At 71.0% G+C, this 16924-nt stretch carries 14 protein-coding genes; 3 read left to right on the plus strand and 11 right to left on the minus strand.

Features of this window, described 5'->3' with window-relative positions; all coding sequences use genetic code 11:
- Window positions 1-46 precede the first annotated feature (46 nt).
- Window positions 47-820 (minus strand): response regulator transcription factor, encoded by a 774-nt coding sequence (locus ACFZDK_RS37065; RefSeq protein WP_355708682.1) that lies wholly within the window; start codon window positions 818-820, stop codon window positions 47-49.
- Between the two features lie 260 nt (window positions 821-1080).
- Between ACFZDK_RS37065 and ACFZDK_RS37070 the strand changes: the two genes are divergently transcribed.
- The gene (locus ACFZDK_RS37070; protein WP_390979163.1) at window positions 1081-1539 is read left to right on the plus strand and encodes a GNAT family N-acetyltransferase; all 459 of its coding nucleotides are present in this window, start codon (window positions 1081-1083) and stop codon (window positions 1537-1539) included.
- Window positions 1540-1542: 3 nt separating this feature from the next.
- Here ACFZDK_RS37070 and galK read toward each other — a convergent pair whose 3' ends face one another.
- Genes galK through galT form a run of 3 tightly spaced genes read right to left on the minus strand, consistent with a single transcriptional unit; the run spans window position 1543 to window position 4718 of the window.
- The gene (galK, locus tag ACFZDK_RS37075) at window positions 1543-2697 is read right to left on the minus strand and encodes a galactokinase (protein ID WP_390978970.1); all 1155 of its coding nucleotides are present in this window, start codon (window positions 2695-2697) and stop codon (window positions 1543-1545) included.
- Window positions 2698-3660, minus strand: a complete 963-nt coding sequence (galE, locus tag ACFZDK_RS37080; protein ID WP_390978972.1) for a UDP-glucose 4-epimerase GalE — start codon at window positions 3658-3660, stop codon at window positions 2698-2700.
- Window positions 3660-4718 (minus strand): galactose-1-phosphate uridylyltransferase, encoded by a 1059-nt coding sequence (gene galT / locus ACFZDK_RS37085; protein ID WP_390978974.1) that lies wholly within the window; start codon window positions 4716-4718, stop codon window positions 3660-3662. Before galT ends, galE begins: the two co-directional genes overlap by 1 nt.
- A gap of 136 nt (window positions 4719-4854) precedes the next feature.
- On the opposite strand from galT, the gene ACFZDK_RS37090 reads away from it, so the two are divergent.
- Window positions 4855-6555, plus strand: a complete 1701-nt coding sequence (locus ACFZDK_RS37090; protein ID WP_390978976.1) for a sodium/solute symporter — start codon at window positions 4855-4857, stop codon at window positions 6553-6555.
- Window positions 6556-6582: 27 nt separating this feature from the next.
- Entirely contained in the window at window positions 6583-6924 is a 342-nt protein-coding gene (locus ACFZDK_RS37095) for a hypothetical protein (protein ID WP_390978978.1), read from the plus strand.
- Window positions 6925-7003: 79 nt separating this feature from the next.
- Here the strand turns inward: ACFZDK_RS37095 and ACFZDK_RS37100 are convergent, their stop codons facing one another.
- From ACFZDK_RS37100 to rsmA, 7 genes are all read right to left on the minus strand, one after another.
- Window positions 7004-7696, minus strand: a complete 693-nt coding sequence (locus ACFZDK_RS37100; protein ID WP_365694041.1) for a response regulator transcription factor — start codon at window positions 7694-7696, stop codon at window positions 7004-7006.
- A gap of 202 nt (window positions 7697-7898) precedes the next feature.
- Window positions 7899-9644 carry a PQQ-binding-like beta-propeller repeat protein gene (locus ACFZDK_RS37105; protein WP_390978980.1) on the minus strand — a complete coding sequence of 582 codons (1746 nt, stop codon included), beginning with the start codon at window positions 9642-9644 and terminating at the stop codon, window positions 7899-7901.
- An 81-nt stretch (window positions 9645-9725) separates the two neighbouring features.
- Window positions 9726-11561, minus strand: a complete 1836-nt coding sequence (locus tag ACFZDK_RS37110) for a hypothetical protein (protein ID WP_390978982.1) — start codon at window positions 11559-11561, stop codon at window positions 9726-9728.
- Between the two features lie 349 nt (window positions 11562-11910).
- Window positions 11911-13713, minus strand: a complete 1803-nt coding sequence (locus ACFZDK_RS37115; protein WP_390978984.1) for an ATP-binding cassette domain-containing protein — start codon at window positions 13711-13713, stop codon at window positions 11911-11913.
- A gap of 69 nt (window positions 13714-13782) precedes the next feature.
- Window positions 13783-14823: an N-acetylmuramoyl-L-alanine amidase gene (locus ACFZDK_RS37120; protein ID WP_390978986.1), complete on the minus strand. Its 1041-nt coding sequence runs from the start codon at window positions 14821-14823 to the stop codon at window positions 13783-13785.
- 276 nt (window positions 14824-15099) lie between these two features.
- On the minus strand, window positions 15100-16014 hold the full coding sequence (locus ACFZDK_RS37125) for a 4-(cytidine 5'-diphospho)-2-C-methyl-D-erythritol kinase (protein WP_390978988.1): 915 nt from the start codon (window positions 16012-16014) through the stop codon (window positions 15100-15102).
- Window positions 16011-16889, minus strand: a complete 879-nt coding sequence (gene rsmA, locus ACFZDK_RS37130; protein WP_390978990.1) for a 16S rRNA (adenine(1518)-N(6)/adenine(1519)-N(6))-dimethyltransferase RsmA — start codon at window positions 16887-16889, stop codon at window positions 16011-16013. The genes ACFZDK_RS37125 and rsmA overlap by 4 nt, the downstream gene beginning before the upstream one ends.
- Window positions 16890-16924 lie beyond the last annotated feature (35 nt).

The raw sequence follows: 16924 nt of genomic DNA on the forward strand, positions 1-16924 counted from the left end.
GTACCCCCAGCGCCCCCTTGGGGGCGCTGTCGCTCACCGGCGTCGATCAGGCGCTGCTGCTCTCCTCCGACATGATCCGCCCGGTGGGCCCCAGGTCGACCGGCCCCACCCCGGCCCGGCGCGCGAGCGCGACCGCGGCCAGGGTGCTGTGGACGCCCAGCTTGCCGAGGACGTTCTGCATATGGGTACGGACGGTGTGCGGGGACAGGAACAGGCGCTCGGCGACCGCCTTGCGCCCCAGGCCCGCCACCATGCACCGGAGCACTTCCCGCTCCCTCGGCGTGAGGGACTCGACCAGCCGTTCGCTCTCCGTGCGGTGCTTGCGGGCGGCCGTCAGCTCCCGCAGCACACCGGTGAGCAGGGCCGGCGGCAGATGGGTCTCGTCGCGCAGCACGCCCCGGATGACGTTCAGCAGGCGGGAGAGCGAGCAGTCCTTGGCGACCCAGCCGGAGGCGCCGGCCTGCAGGGCCAGGGCCGCGCGCCGGGGGTCGTCCTTCTCGGCGAGAACCACGATCCGGACGGCGGGCTGGGCCGAGCGGACGCCCGCGACCAGCGATATCCCGTCCACGATGCCGTCCTCGTTGCCCTCCTGCACCGGCACGGCCGGGCGGCCGACGGGCAGTTGACCGCCCAGGTCGGCATCGACGAGCAGCACGTCGTAGCGGCGGCCCTCGGCGACCGCACGCTCCAGGCAGCGCAGCGCGGCGGGACCGCTGCCGGCCGCGGAGACGTCGACGTCCGGCTCTGCGGCCAGGGCCGCGGCGAGCGACTCGGCGAAGATGCGGTGGTCGTCGACGACCAGAACTCGAATACGAACCACGTAACCCCCTCCCCCAAGCTCCTTACGAGCAGGGGATACCCCAAGGTCCTCAGAACGGCCAACCACGCGGATACGACACCCACGGGAGGACGGAACCGCACGGCCGCCGCCGTGCCTGAACTGCTACCCCCACCGCGGGCGTCGTACCCGACTTGTCTCGCCCCCTGATCAGCACCGGCCCCCACCGGTACCGCTCCTCAGAGTACGGCCGGGGGCCCAGAGCGGAAGGCAATTTGCAGAACTGCCCGGCCGACGCGTTTATGGTGTGCCGCATGTTTCGTATTGAGGCGGAAGTCGACAAGGAACGGCGAGATCTCCTCCGCACACGGTTGCGGAACACGAACACAGCGGCGTCCCCGGTCCTCGCGGCCCTGCGGGGCACGCCCGGCGAACGCGAAGTGCCGTTGCACGTCTGGGCGATGGACGAGCGCTCCGGCGAACTGGCGGGCGGACTGGTCGGCCACACCTGGACGTCCTGGCTGCACGTCACGTACCTGTGGGTGGACGGCCGCCACCGCGGCGCGGGGCTGGGCGGCCGGCTGCTGTCCCGGGCGGAGCGCATCGCCGTGCGGAACCGCGGCTGCACCGCGGCCCGGCTGGAGACCTGGGACTTCCAGGCCCCGGAGTTCTACAAGAAGCAGGGCTACGAGGTGGTGTGCGTGATCCCCGACTATCCGCCGGGGATCACGGAGTACACGCTGACCAAGCGCCTGGGCTGAGGCTCAGACCTCCTGGCGGGCGCCCGCCGACGGCACCGCCTCGAACGTCCTCGGCGCCTTGAAGCCGGCGGCCGCGAAGGCCTCCTCGACCGCCTTGGTGATCGTGTCCACGTCGGCCGCCTCGGCGAGGACGATCGCCGAGCCGCCGAAGCCGCCGCCGGTCATCCGGGCGCCCAGGGCGCCGGAGGCCAGGGCGGCGTCGACGACCAGGTCCAGCTCCGGGCAGGAGATCCGGAAGTCGTCGCGCAGCGAGGCGTGGCCCGCGGTGAGGACCGGGCCGATCGCGCGGGTGTCGCCCGCCTCCAGGAGGGCCACCACCTGCTCCACGCGCTGGTCCTCGGTGACGACGTGGCGGACCAGGCGCCGTACCTCCTCCTCGTCGCCGAGGCGGTCGAGCGCGGCGTCCAGCTCGTCGTAGGGGATGTCCCGCAGGGCGTCCACCCCGAGCAGGGCCGCGCCCTTCTCGCAGCCGGCACGGCGCTTGCCGTACTCGCCGCCGCTGTGGGCGTGCTTGACCTGGGTGTCGACGACCAGCAGCCGCATGCCCTCGGCCGCGAGGTCGAAGGGGATCTGCCTCTGCGAGAGGTCGCGGGTGTCCAGGAACAGGGCGTGACCGGCCTCGCAGCAGGCGGACGCGGTCTGGTCCATGATGCCGGTCGGCGCCCCGACGTAGACGTTCTCCGCGCGCTGGCACAGCCGGGCCAGCTGCCAGCGCTGCAGGCCCAGTTCGTACAGGTCGTTCAGCGCGAGGGCGATCACCACCTCCAGGGCCGCGGAGGAGGACAGGCCGGCGCCGGTCGGGACCGTGGAGGCGAGGTGGACGTCGGCGCCGGTGACCGGGTGGCCGGCCTCGCGCAGCGCCCAGACCACGCCCGCCGGGTACGCCGTCCACTCCTGGTCGGTGCCGGGCTCCAGGGCGTCGAGGGCGAGCTCGACGACCCCGCCCTCGATGTCCGAGGAATGCAGGCGCAGCACGCCGTCGCTGCGGCGGGCGACCGCGGCCGTCGTCACGTGCGGCAGCGCGAACGGCATCACGAAGCCGTCGTTGTAGTCGGTGTGCTCGCCGATCAGGTTGACCCGGCCGGGCGCCGACCAGACGCCGTCGGGCGCGGTTCCGTAGAGCTCCACGAAACCGTCGTGCACCTGCTGTGCCCCCACTTACTGCTCCCTTGCGATGTGCTGAGCGAACTCCCAGGCGTCCGCGACGATCCCCGCGAGGTCCGCGCGGGTCGGGTTCCAGCCCAGCTTCTCGCGGGCGGTGGCCGCCGAGGCGACCAGGACGGCCGGGTCGCCGCTCCGGCGGGGGGCCACGACCTCGGGGATCGGGTGGCCGGTGACCTGGCGGACGGTCTCGATGACCTGGCGGACGGAGAAGCCCTCGCCGTTGCCCAGGTTGCAGATCAGGTGCTCGCCGGGCCGCGCGGCCGTGAGGGCCAGCAGGTGGGCGTCGGCGAGGTCGGCGACGTGGATGTAGTCGCGGACGCAGGTGCCGTCGGGCGTCGGGTAGTCGTCGCCGAAGACGGAGATGGCCTCGCGGCGGCCCTGGGCGACCTGGAGGACCAGCGGGATCAGGTGCGACTCGGGGTCGTGCCGCTCGCCCTGCGCGCCGTAGGCGCCGGCCACGTTGAAGTAGCGCAGGGAGACCGCGCCCAGGCCGTGGGCGGCGGCCTCGCCGGTGATCATGTGGTCGACGGCGAGCTTGGTGGCGCCGTACGGGTTCGTCGGCTGCGTCGGGGCGGTCTCGACGATCGGGACCTCCTCCGGCTCCCCGTAGGTGGCCGCCGTGGAGGAGAAGACCAGCTTGCGGACGCCGGCCTCGCGCATCGCGGCGAGCAGCGCCATGGTGCCGCCGACGTTGTTGTCCCAGTACTTCTCGGGCTTCACGACCGACTCGCCGACCTGGGAGAAGGCGGCGAAGTGCAGCACCGCCTCGTAGGAGGAGTCGAGCCACTTGGCGGCGTCGCGGATGTCGCCCTCGACGAAGGCGGCGCCCGCGGGGACGCCCTCGCGGAAGCCGGTGGAGAGGTTGTCGAGGACGGTGACCTCGTGGCCCGCCTCCAGCAGGTGCTGGGCGACCACACTGCCGACGTAACCCGCTCCGCCCGTCACCAGGTACTTCATCAACTCGCTACCTCTCGCAGTCGCTCGGCCGCGCGCTCCGGCGGCACGTCGTTGATGAACACGCTCATGCCGGACTCGGAACCCGCGAGAAACTTCAGCTTGCCGGACGTTCGGCGGATGGTGAAAAGCTCGAGGTGGAGCGCGAAGTCGTCGCGCGTGACACCGTCGAACTCCTCCAGCGTCCCGAACGGCGCCTGGTGCCAGGCGGCGATGTAGGGCGTGGGAGGTTCACCCTCACCGAAGATACGGTCGAAGCGCCTCAAGAGTTCCAGATAAACCTGGGGGAACTCTGAGCGTGCCGCCTCGTCGAGGCCGAGCAGGTCGGGGACCCGGCGCCGCGGGTACAGGTGGACCTCGTAGGGCCAGTGCGCGGCGTACGGCACGAAGGCGACCCAGTGTTCACCCTCAAGGACGACCCGCTCGCCGGCGAGTTCACGCTCCAGGACGGCGTCGAACAGGTTCTCGCCGCCGGTCGCCTCCTTGTGGGCCGCGAGTGAACGCAGCATCAGCGCGGTGCGCGGGGTGGTGAACGGGTAGGCGTAGATCTGGCCGTGCGGGTGACCGAGCGTCACGCCGATCTCCTCGCCGCGGTTCTCGAAGCAGAACACCTGCTCGACGGAGGGGAGATGCGACAGTTCCGAGGTCCGGTCGGTCCACGCGTCGAGGACCAGCCCCGCCTGCTCCTCGGTGAGGCTCGCGAAGGACGCGTCGTGGTCCGAGGTGAAGCAGACCACCTCACAGCGCCCGGAGTCGCCCGCCAGCGAGGGGAAACGGTTCTCGAAGACCACCACGTCGTACGACGAGTCCGGGATCTCGCTCAGCCGCTCGCCCTGGGTCGGGCACAGCGGGCACTGGTCGGCCGGCGGGTGGTAGGTGCGGCCCTGCCGGTGCGAGGCGATGGCGACCTGGTCGCCGAGCAGCGCGTCGCGGCGGATCTCCGAGGTGGTGTGCGTCCGCTCCAGCGGGCGGCGGTCCACCGCGTCCCGCACGGTGTCGTCGCGCAGGTCGTAGTAGATGAGCTCGCGACCGTCGGCCAGTCGGGTCGAGGTCTTCTTCACTGCGGACTCCCGAAAATCGAGCGTTGTTCGAGTCAGCCAATCATCAAACAGAACCGAACACACCAAAACACAACTCACCAGGTCAGTCAACATCGCAATCAATCAAGGTGAGACAACGAAAGTGTTGAATTACTGGGTGCAGAACCCCACAAATGCCCCCACATCCCCCCCATACCTCGCGGCGGAGCTCCGGCTCCCCACCAACGGCCTGGACTACACGATCCTCGCGATCTACTTCGTCGTGGTCCTGGGCATCGGCTTCGCGGCCCGCCGCTCGGTGAAGACCAGCCTCGACTTCTTCCTCTCCGGACGGTCGCTGCCCGCGTGGATCACCGGCCTCGCGTTCATCTCGGCCAACCTGGCCGCCACCGAGATCCTCGGCATGGCCGCGAACAGCGCGCAGTACGGCGCGTACACCGTGCACTGGTACTGGATCGGCGCCATTCCGGCCATGGTCTTCCTCGGCCTGGTGATGATGCCCTTCTACTACGGCAGCAAGGTGCGCTCGGTCCCCGAGATGCTGCTGCTCCGCTTCGACAGAGCCGCACACCTGCTGAGTTCGATCCTGTTCGCCTTCGCGGCCATTCTGATCGCCGGTGTGAACCTGTACGCCCTCGCGATCGTCGTCGAGGCGCTGCTGGGCTGGCCGCAGTGGGTGGCGATCGTGGTGGCCGGCGCGTTCGTGCTGGCGTACATCACCCTCGGCGGCCTCTCCTCGGCCATCTACAACGAGGTGCTCCAGTTCTTCGTGATCCTGGCCGCCCTCATCCCGCTGTCCGTGCTCGGCCTGAAGAAGGCCGGCGGCTGGGACGGCCTGGTCGACAAGCTCACCGCCACCCACGGCCACAACTTCACGACCGCCTGGGGCGGCACCGGCATCGGCTCCGCCAACCCGCTCGGCGCGAACTGGCTGACCATCGTCCTCGGCCTCGGCTTCGTGCTCTCCTTCGGCTACTGGACGACGAACTTCGCCGAGGTCCAGCGCGCCCTGTCGGCGAAGAACCTCTCCGCCGCCCAGCGCACCCCGCTGATCGCCGCCTACCCGAAGATCTTCATCGTCTTCCTGGTGATGATCCCGGGCCTGGTCGCCGCCGCGCTGGTGCCGAACATCGGCACGTCCGCGTCCGGACTCCAGTACAACGACGCGATCCCGTACCTGATGTCACAGCTGCTGCCCAACGGCGTGCTCGGCATCGCGGTGACCGGTCTGCTGGCGGCCTTCATGGCCGGCATGGCGGCCAACGTGTCGTCCTTCAACACCGTGTTCACCACCGACATCTGGGCGAAGTACGTGGTCAGGGGCCGGGAGGACGCGTACTACGTGCGCTTCGGACGCCTCATCACCGTGATCGGCGTCTGCGCGTCCGTCGGGACGGCGTTCCTCGCGTCGTCCTTCTCGAACATCATGAGCTACCTCCAGACGCTGTTCTCCTTCTTCAACGTGCCGATGTTCGTCGTCTTCATCGTCGGCATGTTCTGGAAGCGCGCCTCGGCGAAATCCGGCTTCTGGGGGCTGCTCGCGGGGACGGTGACCGCGATGGTCAACTACTTCGTCCTCTACAAGAAGGACATCATCAGCATCCCCTCCGACCAGGGCGCCAACTTCGTCTCCGCGATCGCCGGCTTCGTCGCCGGCGCGGTGGTGATGGTGATCGTGTCCTTGTTCACCGCGCCCAAGCCGGACGCGGAGCTCGCGGGGCTCGTCTACGGCACGACGTCCCCGGGGATGACCGAGGCGCCCGCGCCCGGCGACGAGGCCTGGTACCGCCGGCCGGCGCTGCTCGGCTGGGGCGCCGTGATCATCGCCGCCCTCTGCTACATCCCGTTCTCGTTCTAGTCCCGGTCGCGGGAGGATGGAGAAACCATGACCGACGACTCCGGGCACTCGGAGCACTCCGGGTTCCACTACTCCGAGCAGGACGTCCAGCGTGAGGTCACGGAGCTGGAGAGCAGGTCCACGACCGCCGCGCGGATCTTCGACCTGCGGCGGATCATCGGCGGGCTGTTCGTCGTGTACGGGATCATCGTCACGATCACCGGGATCACCGACTCGCAGGCCGAGATCGACAAGGCGCAGGGGATCAACATCAACCTGTGGACGGGCATCGGAATGCTGTTGCTCGGGGTGTTCTTCCTGGCGTGGCTGAAGTTGCGTCCCACGCCGCCGCCGCTTCCTCCTGCGGAGGAGGAGAAAGAAGCGGAGTAGGTCGTTTGTCGCCTGCGGGTGCGTGGGGGCTGAGCGCGCCCACGCGGCGACAGCCGCACATCGATACAGTCCCGCGCCCCTATCGGGGCGCTTCAGTTCCGCCGTTGAGAGGGCCCGCCCTGTCCAGTAGGCCTGTCCTTGCCGCCAGGGCCGCCGCCTCCAGCCTCGATCCCACGCCCAGTTTCATCAGGACCCTCTGCACATGGGTGCGGGCTGTGCTGGGGGCGATGCCCATGCCGGCGGCGATGAGGCGGGTGTCCTCGCCGTCGGCGACGCGGACCAGGACCTCGACCTCTCGCGGGGTGAGCATCTGGAGGAGGCGCTGACCCTCGTCGTCGGGCTGGGCGGCCGGGTTGAGGAGTTCGCCGAACGCGCCCTGGAGCAGGGCGGGGGCCACGGCGGCCTCCCCGGCCCGCGCCTTCATGATGGCCCGCTCGACGCCCTCTATCCGCTCGTCGTGCCGTACGTATCCGGAGGCGCCCGCGGCGAAGGCCGCCGCGATGCCCCGCGGGGACGGCACCGGGCCCAGCACCAGCACCGCGACCTGCGGCCGCTCCTTCTTGATCCGCACCACCGGGTCGAAGATGCCCGGCTCGGCCGGTGTCGCCGTACCGAGCAGGCACACCTCGGGTGCCCGTGTGATCACCAGCTCCGCCGCGCCCGCCGCCGGCGCCGCCGCGGCCAGCACCCGGTGGCCGCGCAGTTTCAGCGCGGAGGCCAGCGCCTCCGCGAGCAACCGGTGGTCGTCGACCACCATGAGCCGCACTCCCATAGAGCAACCCCCCAGTCCCCCCAATGGATGCCCCACTATGGATGCCCACTGGACCGCATGGACAGAGGGCCCCCCGGCACCTCGTCCTTCATGCCCCCGGAAGCTACACGCTTGTTCGACGTCGCGCTGCCCCTACTGGTGAGAAGTGCCCCGGATCGGAGGAATCTCTTGCTTTTCTGGTATTCGCGCGCTTGACGTGACGTCAGCCGCCCGCGCCGAACGCGACGACCAGGTACGACTTCCCCGAGGACGACGGGCCGGCGGTGTGGGCGTACTCGGCGGACATGTACAGGTGCCCCTGGGAGTAGAGGACCTCCGCGTACTCCGGCGACATGCTGGTCTCCACCGCCTTGACCGCCTCGGTCGCCGGGTTCTCCAGCAGCTTGGTCTCCTTGAACGAGCCGCCGTCGATACTGACGATCTGACCGCCCTTGTCGTACGGAGGGCTCTTGTACGCGATCACATTCGGACCGTCCATGCGCAGCGGCGTGATCGTGTAGTTGTCACCTGCGTCGGCGCGCTGACCGGTCTGCTTGCCGGTGGCGAGGTCGAAAGCGACGATCTCGTTGGTCTTGGCGAAGTCCCCGTCGCCGTCGTGCTCCTCGGTCGCCAGGTACAGCCGGTCGTTGCCGACCGCCAGTCCCGTGCACTTCTCCACCTGGTAGATGTTGTCGCAGCGGACCGCGTACGAGCTGCCCGGCGTGGAGATACGGGTGCGCAGCGCGCCGGTCCTGTTGTCGATGGAGAAGACGTCGGAGAAGCCGCTGCCGTCGCCGGCGCTGTTGTTGACGTCGGCGGCCACCACCAGCGGGTCGGTCGAGACGACGCTGGCGTAGTCGATGCCCGAGGTCATCCTGTACTCGGAGACCACCTTGCCGGAGACCGGGTCGAGGGTCTGGATGTGCAGCTGGCCGGAGTCGCCGCTGCCGCACTTGCGGACCGCGACCAGCTTGGCGCCGCCGCCGTACCCGGCGTCGTAGCAGCTGTCGGCCGGCTTCGGCTGCCAGCGGATCTTGCCGGAGGAGAGGTCGAAGGCGGCGCCGCCGCTGGTGCCGCCGACCGCGACGGTGTGCTGGGAGACCGTCACATTGTTGAAGTTGACCGGAACATCACCGGACTTGACCGTCTGCGTCCACAGCTTCTTACCGGCGTTCAGGTCGATCGCGGCGATCCGGGTGCAGCCCGCCGTGGAGCCCTTCGGGGGCGTCTTCGGCTGGAAGACGACCGCCGTCCTGCCGTCCTCGCTGACGTGCCCGCTCGCGTAGCAGACCGGGCCGGACAGCGGGACCGTCCACAGCTTGGCGCCCGAGTCGGGGTCGTAGCCGGTGATCTCGGCGATGCCGCTCTTGGCGTACACCTTGTCGGTGAGCCAGGAACCGGAGGTGACGGTGGTGTCCTTCGCCGCGGGCAGCGGGACCCGGAAGAGGACCTTGGAGGCGGGGTCGGCGGGCACCTTCTCGCTGCCGCCCTTGCCGCCGTCCGTGTCCTGGCCGCCGGTGCTGCCGCCGCTGGAGTGCGCGGTGTCGTTCTTCTTTCCGTCGTCGCCGGAGGAACCGGAGGACTTGGAGTACCAGATTCCGCCGCCGACGATCAGCGCGATCGCGACGACCGCGGCGACGACGATGAGCAGCGTGGCCTTGTTGCCGCCGGAGCCGCCGGAGCCACCGGAGCCGCCCTGATGGCCGGGTTGGCCGGGGTAGCCCTGCGGGGGCTGCTGCGGGTAGCCGTAACCGGGCTGCTGGGCATAGGGGTTGGCGGCCGCGGGGGGCTGCTGGGCGTACGGGTTGGGGGCGGCCGGCGGCTGCGCGGGGTAGCCGTAGCCCGGCTGGGGCGGGGGCTGCTGCGGGTAGCCGTAGCCCGGCTGGGGCTGCTGCGGCGGGCCGGCGGGGGCGCCGAAACCGGGCTGCTGCGGGGGCTGGTTGGGCGGCGGCGGGGGCGGCTGGGTCATGACGGAGGTACCTCGGAGGACGGCGCGTGGGACGGCTGGGGACGACGCGGGCTGATGGCGGACGACAGGGAACGGGCGCGCTCAGTCACCGAAGGCCATCATCAGCTTCTCCTTCGCGTCGTCGCTGCCGGTCAGCCGGGTGGAGGAGAGGTAGAAGCGGCCGTCGACCCAGTCGACCGCGCCGTCGTAGAAGCCGTCCTCGATGTCGGCGGTGTGCCGCGGGTTCTGCAGCAGCGTGGTGGTGCCGTGGGCGGAGCCGGCGGTCGGAATGGACACGACCCGGCCGCCCGCGTCGTACGACGGCTTCACGTACGCGACGAGCTTGCCGCCCTCGACCTCGACCGGGTACATCGACTCGTCCGTCGGGGACTTGGCACGCCACTTCGCCTTGCCGTCGGCGAGGCTGATCGCGACGATCTCGTTGGCGCCGCCGCTGGTGTCCGTCGGCAGGTAGAGGGTGTTCGCGTCGACGGCGACACCCTGGCAGCCCTGCAGGTCACGGGCGAGGAAGGCCCAGCCGCACTCGGGCGCGAACTTCTCGTCGACCTTCACCTCGGAGCGGAACGCGCCCTTGGCGTCCAGGGTGGAGATGTTCCAGGCCTTCTTCGCCTCGTTGGTCATGTAGACCACGAGGGGATCGACGGAGTAGGTCCGCTCGACCGTCCAGCCCTTCTTCACCGGCTGGGTCCACCTGACCTTGCCGGTGGCCGGGTCGAGCTCCGAGATCTCGTCGTGCTCGTTGCTCGCGCCGGCCGCGCAGGAGGCCACCTCGATCAGCCGGTTCGTGCCGCCCGCGAACGCCGTCGGGAAGCAGGCCGCGCCGTACTTCTCCTTGTCGTACAGCTTGCCGCCACTGGCGAGGTCGTACGCCGTGCCCGACTGGGAGCGGCCCACCATCAACGTCTTGCCGCTGATGGTCAGCTCGACGCTGATCGCGCTGTCGAAGAGCCCGCCGTCGGCGACGGTCGCGGTCCAGCCCTTCTTGCCGGTGTCGAGGTCGATCTCCTGCAACTGGTTGCACTTGGCCCGGTCGCTGGTGCCGTTCATGTACGCCACGACGACCTTGTCGTCCGCCGACTTGCCCGAGGTGACCGCGCAGATCTTCTGCGGGAAGGTGATCGGGGCCCAGGCCGGGTCGCCGTCGGCCACGCGGTAGCCGAAGACCTGCTTGTACGCCGCCTTCACCGCCGTCTTCCCGGTGATCCACATGCCGGGTGCGTCGGCGCCGGACGCGGGCGCGTCGGGTGCCGACTTGTACCAGAGCACCTTGGCCTCGCCGGACTTGCGGCCCTCGTTGAGGTTCTCCGGGTCCGCGCCGCCGCCGCTGCCGTCACCGAGGTCGGCCGGGGTGTCGGTGCCGGAGGCCTTGGGGTCGCCGGAGGACTGGGCGACCGGCTTCTTGCCGCCGTCCCCGCCGCCGGTCACGGCGTACACCGTCCCGCCGACGACCAACAGGCCCGCCACCGCCGCCGCGACGATCAACGCGGGCTTCCCCTTGAACGGGCCACCACCTCCGCCACCCGGCGGCGGGGTCATGCCCGGCCCGCCCGGGTACTGCGGCGGCTGCTGGGGGTAGCCGTATCCGGGCTGCGGGGGCGTCGGCTGCTGCGAGGAGCCGTAGGGGCCCGGCGTGCCGTACGGGCCGGGTGCGCCGTACGGTCCCGGTGCGCCGTAGGGGCCGGGCGGCTGCTGCGCGTAGGGGCCGCCGGGCTGTTGCGGGTAGCCGTAGCCGGGCTGGGGCTGCGGTTGCGGCGGAACCGAGGGCGCGTGGGGCGGCTGGGAAGGCGGCGGGGGCGCGCCGAAACCGCCCTGCGCCGACGGCTGTTGCGGCGCACCGAAGCCGCCGCCCGGCGGCGGCTGGTCCTGTGGTGCTCCGTAACCGCCCTGCTGCGGCGGCTGATTGGGCGGCTGGCTCATCAGCGGTCTTCCCCCGTTCACTGATTTCTGGCCAATCCCGAGGCCCGTGACGGACTCAGGGCGCTCTCAGAGTGTTCTCAGACGGACCTTTCTACCACTCGGCACCGACAGCCCACGGGGCCGTCCAAGCCCCCGTTCCCAAGGGAGAACCGCCCCGTGATGCCTCCGTTACGCGCCTTCACCACCCGCACGCAAGGGAATCGCGCACGGCTGATTCACGACGGTCAGCGCCCCCGAAGGGGCGCGGGGCTGTGTCGACATGCGGCTACCGCCGCGCGGCGCGACCAGCCACCACGCACCCGCACCCGCACCCGACCGACGGCCCATCCGCGGCCCCCTCGGCGGAGCGCTACGCGTCCTCCGCCAGCTCCAGCCAGCGCATCTCCAGGTCCTCGCGCTCGCCGGCCAGGTCGCGCAGCTGGGTGTCGAGTTCGGCGACCTTGGCGAAGTCCGTGGCGTTGGCGGCGATCTGGTCGTGCAGCTTGGTCTCCTTCTCGGAGACGCGGTCCAGCTGACGCTCGATCTTCTGGAGCTCCTTCTTGGCGGCGCGCTGGTCGGCGGCGCTGCGCTCGGCCGTGGGGGCCTTGGGGGCGACGGCGGTGGCGGCGACCGTCTCCTCCATGCGCTGCCGTCGCTCCAGGTACTCGTCGATACCGCGCGGCAGCATCCGCAGCGTGGCGTCGCCGAGGAGAGCGAAGACGCGGTCGGTGGTCCGCTCGACGAAGAACCGGTCGTGGGAGATGACGATCATCGAGCCGGGCCAGCCGTCGAGGACGTCCTCCAGCTGGGTGAGGGTCTCGATGTCGAGGTCGTTGGTGGGCTCGTCGAGGAAGAGGACGTTCGGCTCGTCCATGAGGAGCCGCAGCAGCTGGAGGCGGCGGCGCTCACCACCGGACAGGTCGCCGACCGGCGTCCACTGCTTCTCCTTGCTGAAGCCGAACGTCTCGCACAGCTGCCCGGCGGTCATCTCGCGCCCCTTGCCGAGGTCGACGCGCTCGCGGACCTGCTGGACGGCCTCCAGGACCCGGGTGGCGGGGTTCAGCTCGGCCACCTCCTGGGACAGGTAGGCGAGCTTGACGGTCTTGCCGACGACGACCCGGCCGGCCGCCGGCTGCGCCTCGCCCTCCGTCCGCGCGGCCTCGGCCATGGCACGCAGCAGCGAGGTCTTGCCGGCGCCGTTGACGCCGACCAGGCCGATGCGGTCGCCGGGGCCGAGCTGCCAGGTGACGTGCTTGAGCAGCACCTTGGGCCCGGCCTGGACGGTCACGTCCTCCAGGTCGAACACGGTCTTGCCGAGCCGGGACGAGGCGAACTTCATCAGCTCGGAGGTGTCGCGCGGCGGCGGCACGTCCTTGATGAGCTCGTTGGCGGCCTCGACGCGGAAGCGCGGCTTGGAGGTACGGGCGGGGGCGCCGCGGCGCAGCCAGGCCAGCTCCTTGCGGACCAGGTTCTGCCGCTTGGTCTCCTCCGTGGCCGCGATCCGCTCGCGCTCCGCGCGGGCGAAGACGTAGTCGGAGTAGCCGCCCTCGTACTCGTAGACGTCGCCGCGCTGGACGTCCCACATGCGGGTGCAGACCTGGTCGAGGAACCACCGGTCGTGGGTGACGCAGACGAGGGCCGAGCGGCGCCCGCGCAGGTGCCGGGCCAGCCAGGAGATGCCCTCGACGTCGAGGTGGTTGGTGGGCTCGTCCAGGACGAGCAGGTCCTGCTCCTCGATGAGCAGCTTGGCGAGCGCGATGCGCCGCCGCTCGCCGCCGGAGAGCGGGCCGATGACGGTGTCCAGGCCCTTGGGGAAGCCCCGCAGGTCCAGGCCGCCGAAGAGGCCGGTGAGGACGTCGCGGACCTTGGCGTTGCCGGCCCACTCGTGGTCGGCCATGTCGCCGATGACCTCGTGCCGGACGGTGGCGGCCGGGTCCAGGGAGTCGTGCTGGGTGAGGATGCCGAGGCGCAGTCCGCCGGAGTGCGTGACGCGGCCGGTGTCGGCCTCCTCCTGCTTGGCGAGCATCCGGATGAGGGTGGTCTTGCCGTCGCCGTTACGGCCCACCACACCGATGCGGTCGCCCTCCGACACGCCGAGCGAGACGCCGTCCAGCAGGGCACGGGTGCCGTAGACCTTGCTGACGTTCTCGACATTGACCAGGTTGACGGCCATTTCACTCCTGCGCACGGGGACGGTCAGCCTCCCAGCGTAATGCGCGCCGGGAGGCCGCCTGGCCGGGAGCTACTTTCCGCCCGCCCGCGCGCGTACCTCGTCGAGGAGGTCGTACATGGTCCGGCCCGGGCAGTCGGTCTGCAGCCAGTCGCGGTGGCCGGAGACCGTGGTGACGTCCTTGGTGACGCCGTTGACCGGGTTGACGTAGGTGATCCTCGCGCTCGGGTCGAGGCCCTTGAAGCGGGCGATCACCTTGATCAGCCGGGTCAGGGAGGCCTTGGCGGCGTCGGTGGGGCCCTGGTCGACGAGGGTGCCGAGGAGGGCGATGCCGATGTTGCCGGAGTTGTAGCCGGAGGTGTGGAACGCGGTGACCACGTTGCCGTCGGGGTCGAAGGCGGGGATGCCGTCGGCGCCGGAGTAGCGGCCCTCGTAGACGGTGCCGGATTCGTCGATCAGGAAGTGGTAGCCGATGTCGCCCCAGTCCAGGGTGACCGCGTGGTACTCGTAGATCGCGCGGACGGTGGCGGCCGGGTCGGGGTCGTTGTTGGGCGTGTCCGTGTGGTGGACCGTGATCGACTGCGGCGCGTAGTACTTCTCCGGCGAGTTCACCTCGCCGTTCTTGTACCGCTTCGACTCGTCGGCGCCCCAGGCCGGACGGGACAGGTACCGCACGCCCCGCACGCGGGTCGGCTCCTTCGGCACCTGGAAGGTGCGGTCGGGGCCACCGGTGGTGTCGATCGCGAGGGAGCCGAGGCCCGTCGTGCCGTCCGGTGCCGTCAGGTCGTACGCCTTGGCGCTGCCGGCCGCCATCAGCGCCGTACGGCCGCCGTCCTCCAGGGTCGCGCAGCCGGGCGTGACGGGCTTGCTGTCACCGCCCGCGAAGCGGATGGAGACACCGTCCTCGGTGCCGTCCCAGCGGACGCCGACGAAGGCGGCGGCGAAGGCGGTGGTGGCCGTGCCGGTGCCGGTGGCGGCGGCCGTCCGGGTCGCCGGGAAGGTCTCGGGTTCGGTGCCGGTGGTGTCGCCGGCCGTGCCGGAGGAGTCGGTGGCCGCGAACACCACCGGGGTCAGCGCGGCTCCCGCGGCCACGGCGCCGGCGGCCCCGATCACGCCTCGACGGGACAGGGACGGTTTCCTGCGATGGGACGGGGTGGGGGATTCGGACACGGACGTGCCTTCCGCAGACGTTCGGGCGCTCGGTCGTTCGGATGATCGGTTGAAACGTCAAACGAACTTATCCGTCCCAGCAGCCCCACGCGTACTGCGGCAGTAGTAATCCAGGCCAATTCCCGGTGGAGATACCGCACTTGTTGTGAACGCAACGCAAAAGCGCGGCCCGCACCGGCTCGGGGACGCCCCCCTCGTGCGCCGGAGTGCGGGCTGCGGTCAGGCTCCGGCGTGCGCCGAGGTGAGGATGGTGGCGCCCGGTGCGGGGGACGTCGTGGTGCGGGCCGTGCGGCAGGTGCCGGAGGTGAGGAGGGCTTCGGCGACCTTCTCCGCGGAGGCGGGGTCGCGGACGAGGAATGCCGTGGTCGGGCCGGAGCCGGAGACCAGGGCGGTGAGGGCGCCGGCCGCGCGGCCCGTGTCGAGGGTGGCCGCGAGTTCGGGGAAGAGGGAGAGCGCGGCGGGCTGGAGGTCGTTGGAGACGGCGGCGGCGAGCGCGTCGGGGTCACCCTTGGCGAGCGCGTCGAGGAGGTCGGCGGAGGCGACGGGTTCCGGGATGTCCCGGCCCTCGGCGAGCCGGTCGAACTCGCGGAAGACGGCCGGGGTGGACAGCCCGCGCCCGGCCATCGCGAAGACCCAGTGGAAGGTGCCGCCGACGTCGAGCGCGGTGAGGCGTTCACCGCGGCCGGTGCCGAGGGCGGCGCCGCCGACCAGGCTGAAGGGCACGTCGCTGCCCAACTCGGCGCAGATGGCGAGGAGTTCGGCGCGGGAGGCGCCCGCCTGCCAGAGCTCGTTGCACGCGAGCAGCGCGCCCGCCCCGTCCGCGCTCCCCCCGGCCATGCCGCCGGCGACGGGGATGTCCTTGGCGATGTGGAGGTGGACGGCCGGTTCGATGCCCCGGCGTGCGGCGAGCGCGAGGGCGGCGCGCGCGGCGAGGTTGGTGCGGTCCAGGGGGACCTGGTCGGCGTCCGGGCCCTCGCAGGTGATCGTCAGCTCGTCGGCGGGGGTGACCGTGACCTCGTCGTACAGGCCGACGGCGAGGAAGACGTTGGCGAGGTCGTGGAAGCCGTCGGGGCGGGCGGCGCCCACCGCGAGCTGGACGTTGACCTTGGCGGGGACGCGTACCGTGACGCTCACTGACCGGACTCCCTGTGCTCGGCGTGCTCGGCGATCCTCGCGAACTCCTCGACCGTCAGCGACTCACCGCGGGCCTGCGGCGAGACCCCGGCCGCGACCAGCGCCGCCTCGGCGGCAGCAGCGGACCCGGCCCAGCCGGCGAGCGCCGCCCGCAGGGTCTTGCGCCGCTGCGCGAACGCCGCGTCGACCACCGCGAAGACCTCTCTCTTCGAGGCCGTCGTCTTGAGCGGTTCCGCGCGCCGCACGAGGGAGACCAGTCCACTGTCGACGTTCGGCGCGGGCCAGAAGACGTTCCGCCCGATCGCTCCGGCGCGCTTCACCTCGGCGTACCAGTTGGCCTTGACGGAGGGCACGCCGTACACCTTGTTGCCGGGTGCGGCGGCGAGCCGGTCGGCGACCTCGGACTGCACCATCACCAGCGTCCGCTCGATGCTCGGGAAGGTGTCGAGCATGTGCAGCAGGACGGGGACGGCCACGTTGTAGGGGAGGTTCGCGACGAGCGCGGTCGGCGGCGGGCCGGGCAGCTCGGCGACATGCATCGCGTCGGAGTGCACCAGCGCGAACCGGTCGGCGCGCGCCGGCATGCGCGCCGTGATCGTGGCGGGCAGCGCGCCCGCCAGGACGTCGTCGATCTCGACGGCGGTCACCCGGTCGGCGACCTCCAGCAGGGCCAGGGTGAGGGACCCCAGTCCCGGGCCGACCTCGACGACGACGTCGTCCGGGCGGACCCCGGCGGTGCGGACGATACGGCGGACCGTGTTGGCGTCGATCACGAAGTTCTGGCCGCGCTGCTTGGTGGGGCGTACACCGAGCGCGGCCGCGAGTTCGCGGATGTCTGCGGGGCCGAGAAGGGCGTCGGGGGTGGGGCTGCTCACGGGACAAGGGTACGGGCCGCCGGGAACGCCTCCGG

The organism is Streptomyces sp. NPDC007901, from assembly GCF_042959465.1.
Taxonomy (GTDB): Bacteria; Actinomycetota; Actinomycetes; order Streptomycetales; family Streptomycetaceae; genus Streptomyces.

Coding starts and splice junctions, on each gene's coding strand:
- ACFZDK_RS37105 (WP_390978980.1), bottom strand. CDS start 9,644: ATGACCCAGCCGCCCCCGCCGCCGCCCAACCAGCCCCCGCAGCAGCCC.
- ACFZDK_RS37070 (WP_390979163.1), top strand. CDS start 1,081: ATGGTGTGCCGCATGTTTCGTATTGAGGCGGAAGTCGACAAGGAACGG.
- ACFZDK_RS37100 (WP_365694041.1), bottom strand. CDS start 7,696: ATGGGAGTGCGGCTCATGGTGGTCGACGACCACCGGTTGCTCGCGGAG.
- ACFZDK_RS37115 (WP_390978984.1), bottom strand. CDS start 13,713: ATGGCCGTCAACCTGGTCAATGTCGAGAACGTCAGCAAGGTCTACGGC.
- ACFZDK_RS37095 (WP_390978978.1), top strand. CDS start 6,583: ATGACCGACGACTCCGGGCACTCGGAGCACTCCGGGTTCCACTACTCC.
- ACFZDK_RS37110 (WP_390978982.1), bottom strand. CDS start 11,561: ATGAGCCAGCCGCCCAATCAGCCGCCGCAGCAGGGCGGTTACGGAGCA.
- galE (WP_390978972.1), bottom strand. CDS start 3,660: ATGAAGTACCTGGTGACGGGCGGAGCGGGTTACGTCGGCAGTGTGGTC.